We start from the raw sequence: 19,015 nt of genomic DNA, 5'->3' as shown, positions 1-19,015 counted from the left end.
GCACAATGTGGCCATGGAGGACTCGACATCGAGCGGCGTGGGAGTCTTGGATAAGGCCGCACTGGTCCTTGGCGCATTGGAAGCCGGACCGTCGACCCTGGCCCAGCTCGTCTCCGCCACCGGACTGGCACGCCCAACCGCCCACCGCCTTGCGGTCGCCCTCGAATACCATCGGATGGTCGCCCGAGACATGCAGGGCCGCTTCGTCCTGGGCCCGCGCCTGCAGGAGCTGTCCTCCGCCGCCGGCGAGGACCGCCTCCTGTCCGCCGCCATGCCCGTCCTCCAGGCCCTGCGCGATCACTCGAAGGAGTCCTCCCAGCTCTACCGCCGCCAGGGCGACTACCGCGTGTGCGTCGCCGCCTCCGAGCGCGAGATGGGCCTGCGCGACTCCATCCCCGTCGGCGCGACCCTGTCGATGAGCGCGGGCTCGGCCGCCCAGGTCCTCCTGGCCTGGGAGGAGCCCGACCGCCTCCACCGGGGCCTGTACGGGGCCTCCTTCAACGCGACGATGCTCTCCCAGGTGCGCCGTCGCGGCTGGGCCCAGTCCGTCGGAGAGCGCGAGCCCGGCGTCGCCTCCGTGTCCGCCCCGGTACGCGGCCCGTCGGGCCGCGTCCTCGCGGCCCTGTCGATCTCCGGGCCCATCGAGCGCATGGGCCGCCAGCCCGGGCGCCAGCACGGCCCCTCGGTCGTCGCCGCCGCGAACCGCCTCTCCGACTTCCTGCGCAGCGTCGACGAGCCGGGGATCTAACCCCCGGGGCTCGCTCCCCTGACCCTCAGGCGCTCCCCGCCCGGCGGGCCCGCGCGCGCCTCGACGCCTTGACGCCCAGGGTGCACACGACGAACACGAGTCCGAACAGGAGCGCCGTCCACGACGAGGTCGGGCGGTTCGTCCAGTACGTCCCGAAGAACGCCGCCGTCGTCACGACGAGGGCGATGACGACCGACCCCCTGATGACTCCGGGGAAACTCGTGGCGAACAGGGCGGCGGTCGCCGCGGGCACGACGACGAAGGCGATGACGAGGACCGCCCCGGCCGCGTGGAACGAGGCCGTGAGCGTCAGCGCCGTCATCACCATCGCCGCGGACCGCAGCCGTCGCACCGGCAGGCCGAGAACCGCCGCGTAGTCCGGGTCCATGACGACCAGGGCGAGCTTCCTGTGGGTCAGGGCGAGGAACGCGACGTTGGCTGCGACGACGAGCCCCATGACCCACGCGTAGGACGGCCCCAGATTGACACCGGCAAACGTCAGGGGGATCACCGCGACGATGTTCGGATCCCCGACGAGCACCGCGTCCTCGTGCAGGTGCAGGTGGGAGAAGCGCGTCGATAGGAGGATCACGCCGATGGAGAAGAGCGCCGGGAACACCAGTCCGAGCGCGGCGTCCTCGGGGACGAGGCCGCTGTCGGCCGCCCACTGCGCGGCCAGGACGACGACGAGGGCGAGGGCGGTGGCCCCCAGGACGAGCAGCGGGGATCCGATCGGCCAGATCAGGGCCGCCAGGACGATCCCGGGGAAGGCCGCGTGGCTCATCGCGTCGACGAGCATCGACTGGCGCGAGGTCACCAGGTAGGCGCCGGGCAGGGCGCAGGCCAGGGCGGTCAGGAGCATGAGGGCGAGGACGCCGATCGCGTACGGGGTCATGCGGCGTCCTTCCCCCCGGCCGCGCCGGAGGCGACGCCGGCCAGGAGCCGGTCCCTGGCCTCGTGCCTGCGCCGTGCGCGCATGAGGACCGAGCGCTTGGGCGACAGGAAGAGCGAGACGAGCATGATGGCGGTCAGGACGAGGACGGTCGTCGGTCCGGACGGCACTTTCCCGGCCACCACCGAGATCACCGATCCGACGACGGACGACAGCAGGCCGAAGCACCCGGCCAGGGCCGCCATGGCGCCCAGCGAGTCGACCCACTGCCGGGCGGCGGCCGACGGGAGGACCACGTAGGCGACGACGAGGACCAGGCCGACGGATTTGAGGCCGATGACGATGCCGACGACGGTCGCCCCGACGAGGAGCACTTCGACGAGTCGGACGCTGCGCCCCAGGACGCGCGCGGCGTCCCGGTCGAAGACGAGCAGGGCGATATCGTTCCAGAACACGAGGACGACGAGGATGGCGACGACGGCGAAGACCGCGTTGATCCTGATGTCCTGCCAGGTCAGGGTCGTCGCGTTGCCGAAGAGGTAGTCTTCGAGCCCCGCCTTGGACGACGGGAAGGGCCGCGACCGGATCTCGGCGAGGAGCGCCATCCCCCCGCCGAAGGTCAGGGCCAGGACGACGGCCATCGCCGCATCGGTCCCTGCCCTCGTCCCCTTCGGCAGCCACGTCGTCGCCAGGGTCGCGAGGACCCCGACGAATCCGCACATGACGACGATGACGAGCATGTTGCGCCCGTCGACGCCCAGCAGGAGGACGCTCGCGAGGAAGGCGAGGGAGACGCCGAGCATCGACGAGTGGCCGATGACGTCGGCGACGAGGGACTGGCGGCGCAGGTAGGTGAAGCACCCGAGGAAGCCGCAGCTCAACCCGATGAGGGCGCTGCCGACGATGACCCGCTGGTAGACCGTCTGGGTGAGGATCTCGAGGATCATCGAGCGTCCCGATCGTCCGCGCCGCCGTCGCCGCCGTCGAGCGCCCAGTTCATCTCGGGCCCTCCGTAGGTCGCTCTGAGGGCGTCTGCGGTCAGGACCGTCTCGACGTCCCCCTGGGCGATGGTCTCCTTGTTGAGGAGGACGACGCGGTCGCAGACCCGTCGCAGGGTCGACAGGTCGTGGTGGACGAGGACGAGGGTGTGCCCGTCGTCCTTGAGGCGGCGCAGGACCCGCATGATCGCCCGCTCGGACACCGCGTCGATGCCGGCGAAGGGCTCGTCCATCACGTACAGATCCGGGTCCTGCGCGAGGACCCGGGCGAGGAAGACCCGCTGCTTCTGCCCCCCGGACAGTTCGCCGATCTGGCGCGAGGCGAAGTCGTCCATGCCGACTGCTTCGAGGGCCGTCCGCGCCGCGGTGCGGGCCCGGCGGTCGGGGCGCCGGCCCCATCGGAGGGAGGCGTAGGTGCCCATGAGGACGACGTCGGCGACGGTCGCGGGGAAGTCCCAGTCGACGGAGGCGGACTGGGGCATGTAGCCGACCCTGCGGCGGACCTGCGCGAGGGGCTCGCCCCAGTAGGAGACGCTGCCGGTCAATGTCGGGATCAGCCCGAGGACGGCCTTGAGGAGGGTGGACTTGCCCGCTCCGTTCGGCCCGACGATGCCGGTGACGGTGTTCTCCGGGATGCGCACGGACGCCCCTGTGAGAACGGGGGTGTCCCGGTAGGCGACGGAGATCGACTGGGCGTCGAGCGCGAACGGAGCGGCGGCGGTCACTGGGCGCCCAGTCCCGCGGTGATGGCGTCGATGTTGTGCTGGAAGACGCCCAGGTAGGTGTCGACGGGGGCGGCCTCGCCCAGGGAGTCGGCGTAGAGCTCCTCGTCGGCGACCTTGACGTCCCAGCCCTTCGAGGCGACGGCCTCCTGGAGGGAGGTGATGGCCTGGGGGTTCTGGAGGTTGTCGACGAAGATCGTCGGGACCTTCGCGTCGGCGATGAGGGTGGCGAGCTCTTCGAGGTCGGCGGCGGACAGCTGGGCCTCGGAGGTGACGAAGTCGGTGGCGTGGACCGTCATGTTGTAGCGGTTGCCGAGGTAGTTGAAGGCGTCGTGGCCGGTGATGAGGACCCGGTTTGCCTCGGGGATCGTCTCGAAGGTCTTCGCCGCCTTCTCGTCGATCTCCTGGATCTTGGCGTTGTAGGCCTCGGCGTTCTTCTTGTAGGCGTCGGCGTTGTCGGCATCGACCTGGGCGAGCTTGTCGGCGACCTGGGTGACGACGTTCTGCCAGATCTCCGGGGAGTTCCAGATGTGTGGGTCGTAGAGGGGGTTGCCGTGGTCGTCGGTCTCGGGCCAGTCGAGGAGGAGGTCGGCGGGGATGTTCTTGCCGACTTCGAGGGCCCGGTCGCCCTGGGATTCGAGCTGGTCGGTCATCAGGGCCTCGAGGTGGAGGCCGTTCCACACGACGACGTCGGCGCTCTGCATGGCCTCGATGTCCTGCGTGGTCGGCTGGTAGGTGTGGGGGTCTCCTCCGGGCTTGACCATGACGGTGACCTGCGCCTCGGGGGCGATATTGGCGACGGCGTCGCCGAGATAGCCTGTGGTGGCGAAGACGGTCAGGGCGCCAGTCGGGGCATCCGGCGCGGGGGCGCTCTGGGAGGCTCCGGCGTTGTCGGATCCGCAGGCCGCCAAGCCTGCGACGAGGGTGCCCGCAGCGCACAGGGCGCCCAGCTTCTTCAGCAGTGCCATCGATGTGACTCCATTCGAGGTGACGATTTTTCCAGGCCCCTTTCAGGCCGCGCTCACCGTATTAAGGGCCCCCTCATTTAGTCAAGATCGATGTCACGAATTTCGTGCACCCGAAAAATTGGAGAGATCGAGGCGCCTCCGGTTCGCAGATGAGAATCGGGGAGGCGCGATGCGCCTCCCCGAATCGGTACCCCCAGCCGGATTTGAACCGGCGTTAACGCCGTGAGAGGGCGTCGTCCTAGGCCGCTAGACGATGGGGGCCTGTATGACCTGTCTCCAGGTGTATGTCATCCGTTGACGGATGAGTACCCCCAGCCGGATTTGAACCGGCGTTAACGCCGTGAGAGGGCGTCGTCCTAGGCCGCTAGACGATGGGGGCCTGAGTGGGAAACCAGGAGGCTTCCGACCGCTGGGGTACCAGGACTCGAACCTAGAATGGCTGAACCAGAATCAGCTGTGTTGCCAATTACACCATACCCCAATAGCTTGTCCCCTCAGGCGCTGCGCGCCCGTGGCGACAAGAGAAAACAGTAGCCGAAAGGCGAGCGCGACGCCAAATCCTCCGGCAGTGGCGACTCTCACGCGCGCGGGCGCGCCCACGGCCGGCGGCCGCGAACAGGCTGCGGCGCCATCCAGCGCCTCCGCGGCCACCGCGACCCCGCGCGCCCCGCCTCACACGAGCCGGATTCCCTCCCCTCATCGCGGAGGGCCCGCCGCGAGGGGCTGCGATCGGCTCTGGCCGCGCAGATCCTGCGGAGTCCCGCGACCCGCGCGTCAGGCGAGCCGGTCGAGCAGGCGCGACACCCGGGCCAACGCCTCGTCACGCCCGAGGATCGCCATCGAGTCGACGACCGGCAACGAGACGTTCGTGCCCGTCATCGCCACGAAGAGAGGGCCGAACGCCAGGCGCGGCTTGATGCCCATCCCCTCGACGAGCGCGGCGTCGAGGGCGGACTTGATCGCCTCCGCCGTGAACTCCTCCACGCCGGACAGCGCCTCGGCGGCCGCCCGCAGGACGTCGGGCGCCGAGTCCTTGAGCTTGCCCAGGGCGCGTTCGTCGTACTCGATCTCGTCGGCCCCGACGAACAGGAAGCGCATGAGGGGGCCGGCCTCGCCGAGCATCTGGATGCGGGTCTGGGCCAGGGGCGCGGCGGCGTCCAGCACCGCGCGCTCGGCAGCCTCCAGGCCTTCGTAGGAGGAGGCCGAGACGAGCCCCTCGCGGGCGAGGAACGGGACGAGGCGCGCCCGGAAGTCCTCGGCGCCCAGGAGCCGGATCTGCTCGGCGTTGATCGCCACGCACTTCTTCTGATCGAAGCGGGCCGGGTTCGGGTTGACGTCGCCGATGTCGAAGGCCCCGACCATCTCCTCCATCGAGAAGACGTCGCGGTCGGGGGCGATCGACCAGCCCAGGAGAGCCAGGTAGTTGTTCAGCCCCTCGGGGATCATCCCCGCCTCGCGGTGCAGCAGGAGGTTCGACTCCGGGTCGCGCTTGGACAGCTTCTTGTTCCCCTCCCCCATGACGTACGGCAGGTGCCCGAACCGGGGCATGAACTCGGCGACGCCGATGGCCTCCAGAGCCCGGTACAGGACGATCTGGCGAGGCGTCGACGACAGGAGGTCCTCGCCCCGCAGGACGTGGGTGATCCTCATCAGGGCGTCGTCCACGGGGTTGACGAGGGTGTACAGGGGATCGCCGTTGGCGCGGACGATGACATAGTCGGGCACCGACCCGGCCTTGAACGTGATCTCCCCGCGGATCAGGTCGACGAAGGTCACATCCTCGTCGGGCATGCGGATGCGCAGGACGGGGCGGCGGCCCTCGGCGCGATAGGCGGCGATCTGCTCGTCGCTCAGGTCCCGGTCGAAGCCGTCGTAGCCGAGCTTGGGGTCCTCCCCCTTGGCCCGGTGGCGCTCCTCGATCTCCTCGGGCGTCGAGTAGGACTCGTAGGCGTAGCCGGCCTCCAGGAGGCGCGCCGCGACGTCCCTGTACACGTTCATGCGCTCGGATTGGCGGTAGGGGCCGTGCGGCCCGCCCTTGTCGACGCCCTCGTCCCAGTCCAGGCCCAGCCAGCGCAGGGAGTCGAGGATCTGCTCGAAGGACTCCTCGGAATCGCGGGCGGCGTCCGTGTCCTCGATGCGGAAGACGAAGGTGCCCCCGGTATGGCGGGCGTACGCCCAGTTGAACAGGCAGGTGCGGACCATGCCCACATGGGGGGTCCCCGTCGGCGAGGGGCAGAAGCGGACGCGGATGTCGGAGCCGGTGGCAGTCGTTTCACTCATGATGCCCTCGATCCTATCGCGAGCCGGGACCCGCGGGTCGCGCCCGAGGACGAGAGACCGGTCGGGCACCGGGCCATTCCACGAGCCCTCGGGAGCAGCCGCACCGGGAGCGCCCGGAACGCCGAGGCGCTCCACGCGCCGACCCGCAGGAGGGGGACGACGATGCGACGGCCCCGAAAGCCCAATGATGGCCGCCGGTCCTCGGGAGCGGGGAGCGCAGGTGCACAAACCAGTCCGCGTACTTCGCCCGAGCTGCCGGCCCTCGGGGCGGGGCGCGCGGCTCGGGCGGGCGGGCCGGCCCCCGCCGGGCCTACAGTGGTCCGGTCCCCCACGTCAGGAGCGCCCATGCCCGTCCGATTCTTCACCGACGACCACCTGCGAGAAGCCGGCTCCCTCAAATGGACAGGGATGTCCCGCCCGGACGGCGGCCCCGTCATCGGCGCCTGGGTCGCGGAAATGGACTTCGCGACCGCGCCCGCCGTCGCCGACGCGATGAAGGGGGCCATCGACTCCGGGCTCCTGGGCTACCAGCCCTCCTGGCTCGCCGGAGCCGTCGCCGAGGCCACCGCCTCCTTCCAGGAGGAGCGCTTCGGCTGGAGCCTCGACCCCGACCACATCCGCCTCGTCGCCTCAGTCCTGCCCGCCCTGCGCGCCACCATCGAGCACCTCACCGCCCCCGGCTCCCCCGTCGTCGTCCCCACCCCCGCGTACATGCCGTTCCTGACGATCCCCGGCGAACTCGGCCACCCGGTCATCGAAGTCCCCTCCCGCCACGGGGACGACGCCGATGGGCGCGGCTGGGCCCTCGACCTCGACGGGATCCGCGCGGGCCTGGAGGCCGGCGCCGGCCTCGTCGTCGTGTGCAACCCGTGGAACCCGACGGGGCGGGTCCTCACCCGCGCCGAGCTCGCCGCCCTCGACGCCGTCGTCGCCGACTACGACGCCCTCGTCTTCGCCGACGAGATCCACTCCCCCCTGATCCTCGACCCTGCCACCGCCTTCACCTCCTACGCGCGGCTCAGCCCGGAGGCGGCCTCGCGCGCCGTCACGGCCACCGCCGCGTCGAAGGGGTGGAATATCGCCGGACTGCCCAGCGCCCAGGTGATCCTGCCCGACGGCGCCCTGCGCGAGCGGTGGGACGAACGGGCCGCCCACCTGTCCCACGGGGCGACGACCATCGGCGCGATCGGCGCCATCGCCGCCTACCGGCACGGCATCGACTGGCTCGACGAGGTCTGCGCGATCGTCGCCGGCAACGTCGCCATCGTCGCCGACGCCCTGGCGGGCTCACCCATCGACTTCACCCGCCCCGAGGGCACCTACCTCACCTGGTGGGGGTTCGCCGACGCCGGTCTGGGAGGAGCCCCCGCCGACGAGCTGCTCTCCCGGGCCGGCGTGGCAGCCAACGCGGGGCGCGCCCTGGGGGCCGGCTACGAGCAGTGGGCGCGGATCAACCTCGCCTGCTCGCCGGACGCGGCCGCGCGGATCGCCGAGGCCGCCCTGTCGATCCTGTGACGCCCGACCTCTGCGCATCCATGCGGGCGCGGTTCACGGCCGCCGGGCCGGGAGCCGCGCCGGCCCGGCCCTACGCCCGCATGTAGGCGATGAGGGCGAGCAGCCACAGGTGCGCCGGATAGAACACGTAGAAGAAGTACTTGGAGAACGCCGTGTGCGGACCGCGCTCCCCGTTGTACAGGTGCAGGACCGGGATGACGAGGATCAGCATGAAGTCGGAGTTGAAGGCGAGCATCGACAGGGTTTGCTCCGGCGTCGAATACGGCACCCACGACATGGCGAAGAGCACCACCGCGAACAGGACGTAGCCGATATCTCTGACTACAGGACGCCGGTACGCGGCGAAAGTGATGAGCATGAACGGGATGATGACATTGCCGCCCTCGACGATCCCGCCCACGACGGCCCCGACGACGCCCATAACCGCCAGGTAGACTCCCCGCGCCATCGGGTTGACGATCATGCGCGCGACGGCGATCAGCGAGACGCCGATGGCGAGGGTCAAGAAGATGTTGTTCTCGAAGTGGACGAGTCCGCGTGTGGCGAGCAGACGGGTGAGGAGCGCGTTGCCGAGGAACATGATGGCCGCCGCGCCCCACAGTCGAATGAGGTACCTCCTCAGGTCTCGCGTATGGAGGACTCCCTCGACCGCGCCGTAGGCGAACCAGACGGCGACGCAACGGGTGATGACATGGAAGGCGAGGGCGAGATTGGGATCGATGAGCCCGGGAACGTGCTCGAGATGATCGGTGACCATGAGCGCCGCCATCGCGAGTTTGATCCAGTACTGGTTGATCCCGAATCGACGAGGTCGCACCGCGGAGCCGGGGTCGGCGTGGAACTCTCGTTCGGCGAGAAGAGGTCGAGGCGATGAGGGGAGCGGCGATGGCATCGAGGCCTTCCTTTCAATGGGATTTATGCCCTGAAAAGAATCCTCATCCCGCCGACACGGCCCCCGATATCCAGGAACCCCCTGTTTCTCCCCTCATCGCCCCCGATCCGCGTTCGCCGACGGTCCTTCGGTCAGGAGGCGATGACCGCCTCAACGCCCGTGCGGACGGTGGCGCCCGCGGCAGTGGCGGCCTCGACGACCGCCGTCGGATCCGTCGGGGAATCGGCGAACGACAGGTCCGACACCACCGACATGCCGGCGACGCGGACCCCCAGGGCGTGCAGGGTCAGCGCCTCCATGACCGTCGACATGCCGACGCAGTCGACGCCCAGGGCCGCGAGGATCCGCGTCTCGGCGCGCGTCTGGTACTCGGGGCCCCGCAGGATCGCGTACGTTCCGGAGCGCTGGCACACCCCATCGAGGACCCGGGCGAGACCCGCGTCCCACGTGCCCGTCGGGTCGCAGAACAGGGGGCCGGTCAGCGGCGACGACCCCGACAGGTTGACGTGGTCGGTGATCGCCATGACGTCTCCGAGCCCCCAGTCCCTCAGGCACCCGTTCGCATTGGCCAGGACCGCCCGGCCCGCCCCCGCGGCGGCGGCGATGCGCGCCAGGGCGGTCACCCGCGCGGGCTCGACGCCCTCGTACAGGTGAGTGCGCCCCAGGGCGACGAGGACGCGGGCGCCGTCGCGCTCGTAGGAGCGCAGTTCGTCGACGTGCCCGTCGGCCACGGGCGCGAGGACGCCGGGCAGGTCCGACAGAGCGAGGGTCGCGGCCGGGCTCCCCCACCCGTCGGCGCCATCGAGGGCCGAGGCCAAGCCGGACCCCAGGACGACGAGGACGTCGTGGCGCGCCGCCCCGGTGCGCTCGGCGAGGAGACGCGCCCCCCGCCTCGTCGGCTCGTCGAGGAGGGCCGCGGCGAAGCGAGGATCGGGCGGATCGGTCTGGGCGCCCATGTCACTGCTCCCCGAAGACGCGGGACTCCTCGCGCTCCTGGGCGCGCACGCGGCCGCTCGACGTCGCCAGGTAGCCGACGAAACCGATGACGAGGGCCAGGAGGATCCCGATGTTCGAGAACGCCCACGCGCCCTCCTTGCCGCCGATGACGCCGAGGAGGTAGCCCTGCCACGACAGCCACGAGGCCGACGTGTTGACGACGAGGCCCCAGCCGATGAGGGAGGCGAGCGCCAGGGAGACGATCGCGCCCCAGTTGACCGACCCGTAGCGGCCCGAGGGCGTGAAGAGCGACGGCTCGTCGTAGTCCTTGCGGCGCAGGGCGATGTCGGCGAGCATGACCCCGCCCCACCCGGCGATGACGACGCCCAGGGTCGTCAAGAACCCCTGGAAGGGGCCGAAGAACGAGTCGGAGAAGAACACGACGACGATCGTGCCGAGCGTCATGATCGTCCCGTCGATCGCCGTGGCCACCGGCCGCGACACCGGGGCGCCGGTCGCCAGGAGGGACAGGCCCGACGAGTAGATGTCCATGATGATGCCGCCGACGAGGCCGAGGATGGCGACGAGCGCGAAGGGGATGAGGAACCAGGTCGGCAGGATCGTCGTCAACGCGCCGATGGGGTCGGCGGACACCGCCTCGTTGAGCTCGGCGTTCGACCCGGCCAGGAGCAGGCCGAAGAAGACGAGGACGACGGTCGGCAGGGCGGCGCCGAAGGTCGTCCAGCCGACGACGCCCGCGGTCGAGGCCCGGCGGGGCAGGTAGCGCGAGTAGTCCGCGGCGGCGTTGATCCACCCGAAGCCGAAGCCGACGAGCAGCATGCAGCCGGCGCCGACGACGGCCGCCGTCGACCCGGCGGGCAGAGCCATGACGGCGCCCATGTCGATCGTCGGGAACGCGAGGACGAGGTAGATCACCGTGAGGACCGCCGTCGCCCACGTGATCCACGTCTGGACGCGCATGATCATGTCGAAGCCGAGGATGCCCGATCCCGCGGCCAGGGCGACGACGAGGACGAGGGAGATGACCTGGGCGGCGAGGTGGTTGGAGAACCCGAGGGCCCCCATGACGGTGGCGCTGGCCTGGACCGCCATGACGCACAGGAAGGTCTCCCACCCGACGGTGAGGATCCACGAGATGACCGCGGAGATGCGGTTGCCGTTGTACCCGAAGGCGGCGCGCGACAGGACGAGGGTCGGGGCCGAGCCCCGTTTGCCCGCGATGGCGATGAGGCCGCACACGAGGAACGACAGGGCGACGCCGATGACGGAGACGACGACCGCCTGGACGAAGGAGATGCCGAACCCGAGGACCCACGAGCCCCAGGAGATCCCCAGGACGGAGATGTTCGCGGCGAACCACGGCATGAACAGGTCCGCGGGGCGGCCCTTGCGGTCGGATTCGGGGATGACGTCGAGACCGGCCATCTCGACGGCGAGGGCGCCCTGCTGCGGGGCGTCGGGGACTGATGCGGTGGACATGACGGCCTTTCTGACGAAGTGACGGGATTCTCGGGCCCCTCGGGTCCGCGGAGCGCGGCCTGACCGGGGGGGGAGGCCTGGTACGGCTAGGAGCTGCGCACGGGGGTCGAGAGGGTCCCGATCCCCTCGATCTCGACTTCGACGAGCCGGCCGGCCTCGACGGCGCCGGTCGCCGCCGGGGCTCCGGTGATGATGACGTCGCCGGGCAGGAGGGTGAACACGCTCGAGGCGTAGGAGACGATCTGCGCGACGGACATGTTGAGGTCGGCGGTCGAGCCGCGCCCGCACACCCGGCCGTCGACCGAGGTCGTCACCGTCAGGTTCGACACGTCCAGCCCGGGGTCGACGACGATCCACGGCCCCAGGGGGCAGGCGGTGTCGAAGCCCTTGGCGGTCGACCAGGGGGCCCCGGGCGACATGGACCCCGAGGCGGTGACGTCGTCGGCGCAGGTGTACCCGAGGATCACCTCGTCGGCGCGGTCGGCCGGCACGTCCTTGGCGAGGGTCTTGATGACGACGGCGAGCTCGCCCTCGTGGAGGACGTCGCGGGCCCACGCGGGGTTGACCACCGGGTCGTCGGGGCCGATGACCGAGGTGTTCGGTTTGAGGAACAGGCCCGGCGGGATCAGGGTCCCGTCGTCGCGCCAGCGCTGGGCGTCTCCGTACGTGCCGGCCAGGCCGACGACCTTCGAGCGGGGGATCACCGGCGACAGGAGGCGGACCTCGTCGAGTTCGACGATGCGGCCGTCGGGCTCGATGGGCGCGAAGAGAGGGTCCCCCTTGAGGACGACGATGCGGGTGGAGTCGTCCTCAAGGACGCCGTAACGGGGGCTGTCCCCGTCGGAAAAACGAACGATTCTCATGGGATGGAGCCTACTGCGTCACTCCCGGTCGGCCCAGACCTCCCCGGGGAGGTCGCCGGGCAGATGCGGATTGCCGACCCCGGAGAACACAGGGGAGACGACGCCGGCGCGGCGCTGGGCCTCGTAGTCCCTCAGCGCCCCCAGGCCCCACGCGGACAGGACGACGAGGGCGACGAGGTTGGTGATCGTCATGACGGCCATCGCGATGTCGACGGAGTTCCACACGAGGTCGAGGGAGACGAGTCCTCCGAGGGTCGCCGAGCAGACCGAGAGGACGCGGACGAACCAGGTCGCCGCCGTCGAGTCGGAGACGAGATAGCTCATATTCGTCTCGGAGTACACGTAGGCGGCGATGATCGACGAGAAGGCGAGGACGAAGATGAGGATCGCCATGGGGACGACCGTCCACGCGCCGAGTTCGCTGGCGACCGCCAGGGTCGTCAGGTTCGACGGGTTCGCGCCCTCGGCCCCCCACACGTCGGGGCCGGCGATGAGGATGACGAAGGCGGTGGCGGTGCATACGACGATGGTGTCGACGAAGACGCCGAGAGACTGGATGAGCCCCTGCTGGACGGGGTGGGCGACGGTGGCGGTGGCTGCGGCGTTAGGGGCGGTGCCCTGGCCCGCCTCGTTGGAGAAGAGGCCGCGCTTGGTGCCGTTGATGATCGCCGCGAGAAGGCCGCCGCCCAGGCCGGACACGAGGGGCTCGGGGGCGAAGGCGGAGGAGAGGATCTGCCCGAGGACCTCGCCGAAGCGGCCGATGTTGAGGAGGCAGACGACGGCGACCATGGCGATGTAGATCAGCGCCATGATCGGCGCCATCCATTCGGTGACCCGGGCGACCGTGCGGATCCCGCCGAAGATCACCATCGCCGTGAAGACGAAGATCAGGCCGGCGACCGTCAGTTGAGCGGCCGAGTAGTCGCCGAGGCCGGGGATCGGCTGGTTAGCCCCTTGGCCGAACGCGGCCGACAGGGTGCCGGCGACGGCGTTCGACTGGACGGAGGTGATGACGAAGGCGCAGGTGACGACCGTGATGACGGCGAAGACGGCGCCCATCGCCCTGCTGCGCATGCCCCGCGCCATGTAGAAGGCCGGGCCGCCGCGGAAGGTCCCGTCGGAGGCGCGCACCTTGAAGATCTGGGCGAGCGTCGCCTCGAAGAACGCGGTGGCCATGCCGACGAGGGCGACGACCCACATCCAGAAGATCGCGCCGGGGCCGCCCATGAGCAGCGCCGCGGCGACGCCGAAGACGTTGCCGACGCCGACGCGCGCCGCCAGGGAGATCGCGAACGCCTGGAAGGAGGAGATCCCCCCGGCGGCACCCCCGCGCGAGCCGAGGGTCGCGCGGACCATCGACGGGAAGTGGCGCACTTGGACGGCGCGGCTGCGGATCGTCAGGTACAGGCCCGCCCCGATGAGGATCCAGACCGTCAGGTGCAGGGTGATCCAGTCGGCCACGTCGAGAATCGACTTCGCTAGTGCGTCCACGTCAGTCCTTTCCCACTTCCCGGTCCCGCAGGCCTGGAGCCGGGCGGCCGGGGCGCGCACGCGCGCCGCCAGCCAGCATCGCACACGACGGGCGCCTCCTCGCAATCCCTCCACGCCTCGGGATCGCTCTGAGTCGTCCCAGGGAGAGGCCGTCGTCGCGATGACGGCACGAGGGGCTGACGCGGAAGAGGGGGTGGAGAGGGCGGAGGGGTGAAGTCCGTGGAGTCCGCGCGTGGCTCGGCGCTGTCATCGGGCCGCACGATCGCCCGCGCCACCGGCAGGCGACAACCCCGCACGTCGCAGGGGTCAGCCGGACGGGGCCCCGGGCGCTCGACACGGCGAAACGTGGCCTCCCACAGTGGTCTCAATCAGCCCCGAGGCCCGAGCAGCCGCCTTTATCGGAGTATCCTCCCTCATGGGCGGACCCGTTGGAACAGCTTTGAGCGGCGGAGTGGCACTCCTGGGGATCGGATTCTCGTCGATATCGCCGCTAAGATCACCGGCGCGCTCTGGCAGGGCAAAGGCGTCGCCTTCTATCCCCAATGGGGATTCCCGCCGATCAAGACGGCGATTGAATGAAACGCATTGGGAGGTGAAAGAGATTTGAGTCGCGAGACGATGACGAAACTCTATCGTTCGGGCCTGTTCCACTATTTCATAGGAGGTGGAGCGCTCGCCGCGGCCGTGGAGGTTCGCGAAGGATTCGACGCCGCCTATCCAGCCGTCTTCTACTCCCTTCACGGTCTGATCGCCGTCGCGGCTTTGGCCTGGCTGTTCTCACTGTTGCGCATACAGGCCGTCCCACTCTCCGTCCTACTGAGAGACCTCATTCTCCTCATTCTTCTCCTCGCAATAGCCCACACCGCTTCAGTCACGTCCCTCTTCGTGATTCCCATACTCTCCATTGGAGCAGCCCTCATTGCCACTCGCGCAGGAGGCATTCATGGCTCCGGAGCCGACGAGAGAAGCAGGAGTCGGACAAAGAGCGAGAATTGACACCCCTGCCGCGCACCTGAATTCTCGCAGCACCCCGTGTCCCGTTCGAGCGCGTTGGAAGAATTCGCCGTCCGACGGCAACGCCGACAGCCGCGTTCGAGCGCAGAAGAACCGATCTCCCGGACGCCCCACTTCCTTCACCCACGACGTACCGCCGAGCCCCCAGCCGCCGCGGGCGGGCGGACATGGGCCGCTCCCGCGCCGAGGAACACGGGACCGGGAGCCGACCACCACCAGTGAAGACGGGCGGGGCGCCTGGCACGGCACCGCGATCACGGCGGGCCCGTCTGGGAGAATCACTGCCATGAGAACCCACGTCCTGGCCCGTGCGGGCGACCCCTTCCCCGGCTCGGCCTTCGACAGGCCCCTCTACCGGATCCCCGCCCTGACGGTGACGCCCCGCGGCCGCATCATCGCGGCCTACGACGTGCGCGCCGACTGGCGCGACCTGCCCGCCGACTTCGACATCGCCGTGCGCCACAGCGACGACGCCGGACTGACGTGGTCGCCGCCGCGCCCCCTGCGCCGCCACGCGCCCGGGCACGGATTCGGCGACGCCTCGTTGACCGTCGACCCGGCCACGGGCCGCATCCACTGCTGGTACGTCGGCTCCACCGGGGAGTCCTACTTCTCCGCCCGCGCCGACGCGCCGGGCCTGGAACTGTGGCTCGCCTCCTCCGACGACGACGGCCTCACCTGGGAGCATCGCGACCTCAGCGCCCTGCGCCCCCGCGGAGTCGCCGGCATGTTCTGCGCGAGCGGCAACGGCGCGGTCCTGTCCGACGGCTCCCTCGCCCAGCCCTTCGTTGCCCGGATCGACGGGCAGGACTGGGCGATGTGCGCGACCTCCGCCGACCACGGGGCCACATGGCAGATGGGCTCGCCGGTCGGACCCGACTGCGACGAGAGCAAAGTCGTCGGCCTGTCCTCCCCCGCCTCGGCCCCCGACGCGGCCCCGCGCGTCCTCATGCACGCGCGCGCCACTCCCCGGCGGCGCCAGGCCCTGTCGCACGACGGGGGCCGCGTCTTCTCGTCGCCCCTGCCCGTCGACGCCCTCGTCGACCCCGCGTGCAACGGGGGCCTCACCCGCATCGGCGGGCTCCTCGTCGCCTCCCTGTGCGACCACCCCGAGGGGCGAGGGCGCCTGAGTCTGCGGGTGTCCCCCGACGAAGGGGCGTCGTGGGGGCCCGCGATCCTCGTCGACGAGGGGGCCGCCGCCTACTCCGTCCTCGCCGCCCTCGACGACGAGACCCTCGTCCTCGCCTGGGAGGCCGACGACTACCGGAGCCTCCTCGTCGCCGTCATCGGCCTCGACGAGATCCTCCCCGGCCCCGCGACCGCCCGCCTCATCCCCCGTCGGGGAGCCCCGGGCTTCGCCGCGCCGCCCCTCGTCACTCCCCGGCCCCACCCCTGATCCCCGCGCCCCCGGCGGCGCGCCCACCCCCACCGCGGTGCGCGACCCTCCCCTCCCCTGGGGGACAATGGCCCCATGACCTCCCCCACCCCGCAGGACGCCGGCGTCCACCCCCTCAACGCCCTCCTCGACCGCCTCGAGGACGAGGGCTCCTCGTCCTCCCCCGACGCCCTCCACGAGGCATTCTCCGCATGGGCCGAATCGACCGGCCGCCCCCTCTACCCCCACCAGGAGGAGGCGCTCATCGAGATCCTCGCCGGGAGCCACGTCATCGCCGCCACCCCCACCGGATCCGGCAAATCGATGATCGCCCTGGCCGCCCACTTCGCGTCCATGGCCCACGGGGGCCGCTCCTACTACACCGCCCCCCTCAAAGCCCTCGTGTCGGAGAAATTCTTCGACCTCGTCGCCCTGTTCGGGGCCGCCAACGTCGGCATGGTCACCGGGGACGTCTCCCTCAACGCCGACGCCCCCATCATCTGCTGCACCGCCGAGATCCTCGCCAACCAGGCCCTGCGCGAGGGGCCCGGCCTCGACGCCGACATGATCGTCATGGACGAGTTCCACTTCTACTCCGACCCCCAGCGCGGCTGGGCCTGGCAGGTGCCCCTCCTGGAACTCACCGGCCCCCAGTTCGTCGCCATGTCCGCCACGCTCGGCGATACCTCCCGATTCGAGGAGCAGTGGGCCCGCCGCACGGGCCGGCCCGTCGCCCTCGTCGACGACGCCGAGCGCCCCGTCCCCCTCGAGTTCGACTACGTCGTCGACCCCCTGGGCGACACCGTCGAGCGCCTCCTGGCCGAGGGCCGCTGGCCCGTCTACATCGTCCACTTCGCCCAGCGCGACGCCGTCGAGACAGCCCAGTCCTTCGACCGGGCCCGCCTCATCACCGACGAGCAGCGCGCCCGCATCCGCCAGGCCCTCTCGACCGTGAGCTTCGGACGCGGCTTCGGGCAGACGCTGCGCCACCTGCTCTCCCAGGGCATCGGCGTCCACCACGCGGGGATGCTCCCGCGCTACCGGCGCCTCGTCGAGCGCCTGACCCAACACGGGCTCCTGCCGATCGTGTGCGGCACCGACACCCTGGGAGTCGGGATCAACGTGCCGATACGCACGGTCCTGCTGACCTCCCTCGTCAAGTTCGACGGCGAGCGGATGCGCCACCTGTCGGCGCGCGAGTTCCACCAGATCGCCGGCCGTGCGGGACGCGCGGGCTTCGACACCGTCGGATTCGTCCGCGTCCTCGCCCCCGAGCACGAGGTCGAGGCGGCCCGCGAGCGCGCCCGGCTCAGCGCCGCCGAGGAGGCCGCCCGCGACGCCCGCGAGCTCAAGCGGACCCGGAAGAAGGCCGCGAAGAAGCGCAAGGGCCCCGCCGACGGGGCAGTCTCGTGGACGCGAGGGACCTTCGACCGCCTCGTCGGCGCCTCCCCCGAGCAACTGCGGTCCCGCTTCTCCCTGACCCATTCGATGGTCCTCAACGTCCTGGTCGGCGCCGAGGCGGCCGGGCGGGACCCGGGCGCCCACCTCGTCGACCTGGCGACCGGCAACGACGATCCGCCGCAGGCGTCGAACCCCCATCTGCGCAGGCTCGGCGACATCTACTCGTCGATGCGCCGCGCCGGCGTCGTCGAGCACGTATCGAGCGCGCGGGCCGCGGCCGACGGCCTGCCCCGCCTGCGGGCGGCGACCGACCTGCCCGACGACTTCGCGCTCAACCAGCCGTTGTCCCCGTTCGCGCTGGCCGCCCTCGACCTCCTCGACCCGCAGTCCCCGTCCTATGCGCTCGACGTCGTCTCGGTCGTCGAGTCCGTGCTCGAAGACCCCCGTCCGCTGCTGTACGCCCAGCAGAAGGCGGCGCGCGGCGAGGCCGTGGCCGCGATGAAGGCCGAGGGCATGGAGTACGAGGAGCGCAGGGAGGCCCTGGAGGAGGTGACGTGGCCCCAGCCCCTCGCCGAGCCGCTGCACGCGGCGTTCTCCGCCTACGTGAGAGCGAACCCGTGGGTCGGGGATCTGGAGATCTCCCCGAAGTCCGTGGTCCGCGAGATGGTGGAGAACGCGATGACGTTCACCGAGCTCGTCTCGCGCTACGACATCGGGCGCTCCGAGGGCGTCGTCCTGCGGTACCTGACAGACGCCTACCGGGCGTTGCGCCAGATCGTCCCCGACGAGGCGATGACCGACGAGGTCGCGGCGATCGTCGACTGGCTGGCGGGGCTGATCCGGGCGGTCGACTCGTCTCTCCTGGACGAATGGGAGGCCCTGGCGTCGGGCCGCGAGGCCGTCGACGGGCCGGACGCGGTGGGCGCGGAACTGGCGTTCGGCGCGGACGAGGACGGGCGCGTCGCCTTCTCGGCGAACCGCCACGCGTTCCGCACGGCGATCCGCGCCGCCCTGTTCGCCCGGGTGGAGCGCATGAGCCGCGACGACGTCGCGGGCCTGGCGCGCATGGACTCGGCCGCCGGGTGGGGCGAGGAGCGGTGGGACCGGGTCCTGGCGCGGTATTGGGCCGAGCACGATTGGATCGGCATCGATCAGGAGGCGCGGTCGGCCGCGCGGTGCGTCATCGACGAGGAGCCGGACCGGGTCGGCCTGCTGGCCGCGGGGGCGTCCGAGGAGGAGGTGCAGGCGCCATCCGGGTCGTTCTGGCTGGCGACGCAGACGCTCGTCGACCCCGCGGGGGACGGGGACTGGCGGATCGTCGCCCTCGTGGACGTCGCCGGGTCTGATCGGGACGGCGCGGTGGACCTGCGGGTCCTCGACGTCGGGCCGCGCTGACGCCGAAGGGGTCTGGCGGTCCTCA

At 70.8% G+C, this 19,015-nt stretch carries 15 protein-coding genes and 3 tRNA genes; 5 read left to right on the top strand and 13 right to left on the bottom strand.

Translation table 11 applies throughout. The features are described from left to right. Positions 1-13 precede the first annotated feature (13 nt). Positions 14-748, top strand: coding sequence for an IclR family transcriptional regulator (locus M3T53_RS03445; RefSeq protein ID WP_272433058.1), 735 nt, complete (start codon positions 14-16; stop codon positions 746-748). 25 nt (positions 749-773) lie between these two features. Here M3T53_RS03445 and M3T53_RS03440 read toward each other — a convergent pair whose 3' ends face one another. The 8 genes from M3T53_RS03440 to gltX form a co-directional block, all read right to left on the bottom strand. Next, positions 774-1,643, bottom strand: a complete 870-nt coding sequence (locus M3T53_RS03440) for a metal ABC transporter permease (RefSeq protein WP_272433057.1) — start codon at positions 1,641-1,643, stop codon at positions 774-776. Continuing rightward, entirely contained in the window at positions 1,640-2,587 is a 948-nt protein-coding gene (locus M3T53_RS03435) for a metal ABC transporter permease (RefSeq protein ID WP_272433056.1), read from the bottom strand. The genes M3T53_RS03440 and M3T53_RS03435 overlap by 4 nt, the downstream gene beginning before the upstream one ends. Then, positions 2,584-3,363, bottom strand: coding sequence for a metal ABC transporter ATP-binding protein (locus tag M3T53_RS03430; RefSeq protein ID WP_272433055.1), 780 nt, complete (start codon positions 3,361-3,363; stop codon positions 2,584-2,586). Before M3T53_RS03430 ends, M3T53_RS03435 begins: the two co-directional genes overlap by 4 nt. Then, positions 3,360-4,328, bottom strand: coding sequence for a metal ABC transporter substrate-binding protein (locus M3T53_RS03425; protein WP_272433054.1), 969 nt, complete (start codon positions 4,326-4,328; stop codon positions 3,360-3,362). The genes M3T53_RS03430 and M3T53_RS03425 overlap by 4 nt, the downstream gene beginning before the upstream one ends. Before the next feature lie 188 nt (positions 4,329-4,516). Then, a tRNA-Glu gene (locus tag M3T53_RS03420) sits at positions 4,517-4,589 on the bottom strand. A gap of 45 nt (positions 4,590-4,634) precedes the next feature. Continuing rightward, positions 4,635-4,707, bottom strand: a tRNA-Glu gene (locus M3T53_RS03415). 30 nt (positions 4,708-4,737) lie between these two features. Then, positions 4,738-4,809, bottom strand: a tRNA-Gln gene (locus M3T53_RS03410). Between the two features lie 293 nt (positions 4,810-5,102). Further along, positions 5,103-6,608 carry a glutamate--tRNA ligase gene (gltX, locus tag M3T53_RS03405; RefSeq protein ID WP_272433053.1) on the bottom strand — a complete coding sequence of 502 codons (1,506 nt, stop codon included), beginning with the start codon at positions 6,606-6,608 and terminating at the stop codon, positions 5,103-5,105. 345 nt (positions 6,609-6,953) lie between these two features. Here gltX and M3T53_RS03400 point away from each other — a divergent pair, with 345 nt between their 5' ends. Then, entirely contained in the window at positions 6,954-8,123 is a 1,170-nt protein-coding gene (locus tag M3T53_RS03400) for a MalY/PatB family protein (RefSeq protein ID WP_272433052.1), read from the top strand. 70 nt (positions 8,124-8,193) lie between these two features. Here the strand turns inward: M3T53_RS03400 and M3T53_RS03395 are convergent, their stop codons facing one another. The 5 genes from M3T53_RS03395 to M3T53_RS03375 form a co-directional block, all read right to left on the bottom strand. Then, positions 8,194-9,015, bottom strand: a complete 822-nt coding sequence (locus tag M3T53_RS03395; RefSeq protein ID WP_272433051.1) for a TraX family protein — start codon at positions 9,013-9,015, stop codon at positions 8,194-8,196. Positions 9,016-9,146: 131 nt separating this feature from the next. Next, positions 9,147-9,971 (bottom strand): purine-nucleoside phosphorylase, encoded by an 825-nt coding sequence (locus M3T53_RS03390; protein ID WP_272433050.1) that lies wholly within the window; start codon positions 9,969-9,971, stop codon positions 9,147-9,149. Position 9,972: 1 nt separating this feature from the next. Continuing rightward, entirely contained in the window at positions 9,973-11,451 is a 1,479-nt protein-coding gene (locus M3T53_RS03385) for a purine-cytosine permease family protein (protein WP_272433049.1), read from the bottom strand. A gap of 86 nt (positions 11,452-11,537) precedes the next feature. After that, positions 11,538-12,314: a fumarylacetoacetate hydrolase family protein gene (locus M3T53_RS03380; protein WP_272433048.1), complete on the bottom strand. Its 777-nt coding sequence runs from the start codon at positions 12,312-12,314 to the stop codon at positions 11,538-11,540. Between the two features lie 18 nt (positions 12,315-12,332). Further along, positions 12,333-13,805 carry an alanine/glycine:cation symporter family protein gene (locus M3T53_RS03375; protein WP_272433047.1) on the bottom strand — a complete coding sequence of 491 codons (1,473 nt, stop codon included), beginning with the start codon at positions 13,803-13,805 and terminating at the stop codon, positions 12,333-12,335. Positions 13,806-14,423: 618 nt separating this feature from the next. Between M3T53_RS03375 and M3T53_RS03370 the strand changes: the two genes are divergently transcribed. From M3T53_RS03370 to M3T53_RS03360, 3 genes are all read left to right on the top strand, one after another. Further along, positions 14,424-14,801: a hypothetical protein gene (locus M3T53_RS03370; protein WP_272433046.1), complete on the top strand. Its 378-nt coding sequence runs from the start codon at positions 14,424-14,426 to the stop codon at positions 14,799-14,801. A 304-nt stretch (positions 14,802-15,105) separates the two neighbouring features. Further along, positions 15,106-16,215, top strand: a complete 1,110-nt coding sequence (locus M3T53_RS03365; protein ID WP_272433045.1) for a sialidase family protein — start codon at positions 15,106-15,108, stop codon at positions 16,213-16,215. 75 nt (positions 16,216-16,290) lie between these two features. Continuing rightward, positions 16,291-18,990, top strand: a complete 2,700-nt coding sequence (locus M3T53_RS03360) for a DEAD/DEAH box helicase (protein ID WP_272433044.1) — start codon at positions 16,291-16,293, stop codon at positions 18,988-18,990. Positions 18,991-19,015: the final 25 nt, after the last annotated feature.

Origin of the sequence: Actinomyces sp. B33 (assembly GCF_028437565.1) — a bacterium.
In the GTDB taxonomy this organism is placed as follows: Bacteria; Actinomycetota; Actinomycetes; order Actinomycetales; family Actinomycetaceae; genus Pauljensenia.
The sequence above is the reverse complement of the archived record's forward strand: the minus strand, read 5'-3'. Positions and strand labels throughout refer to the sequence as shown.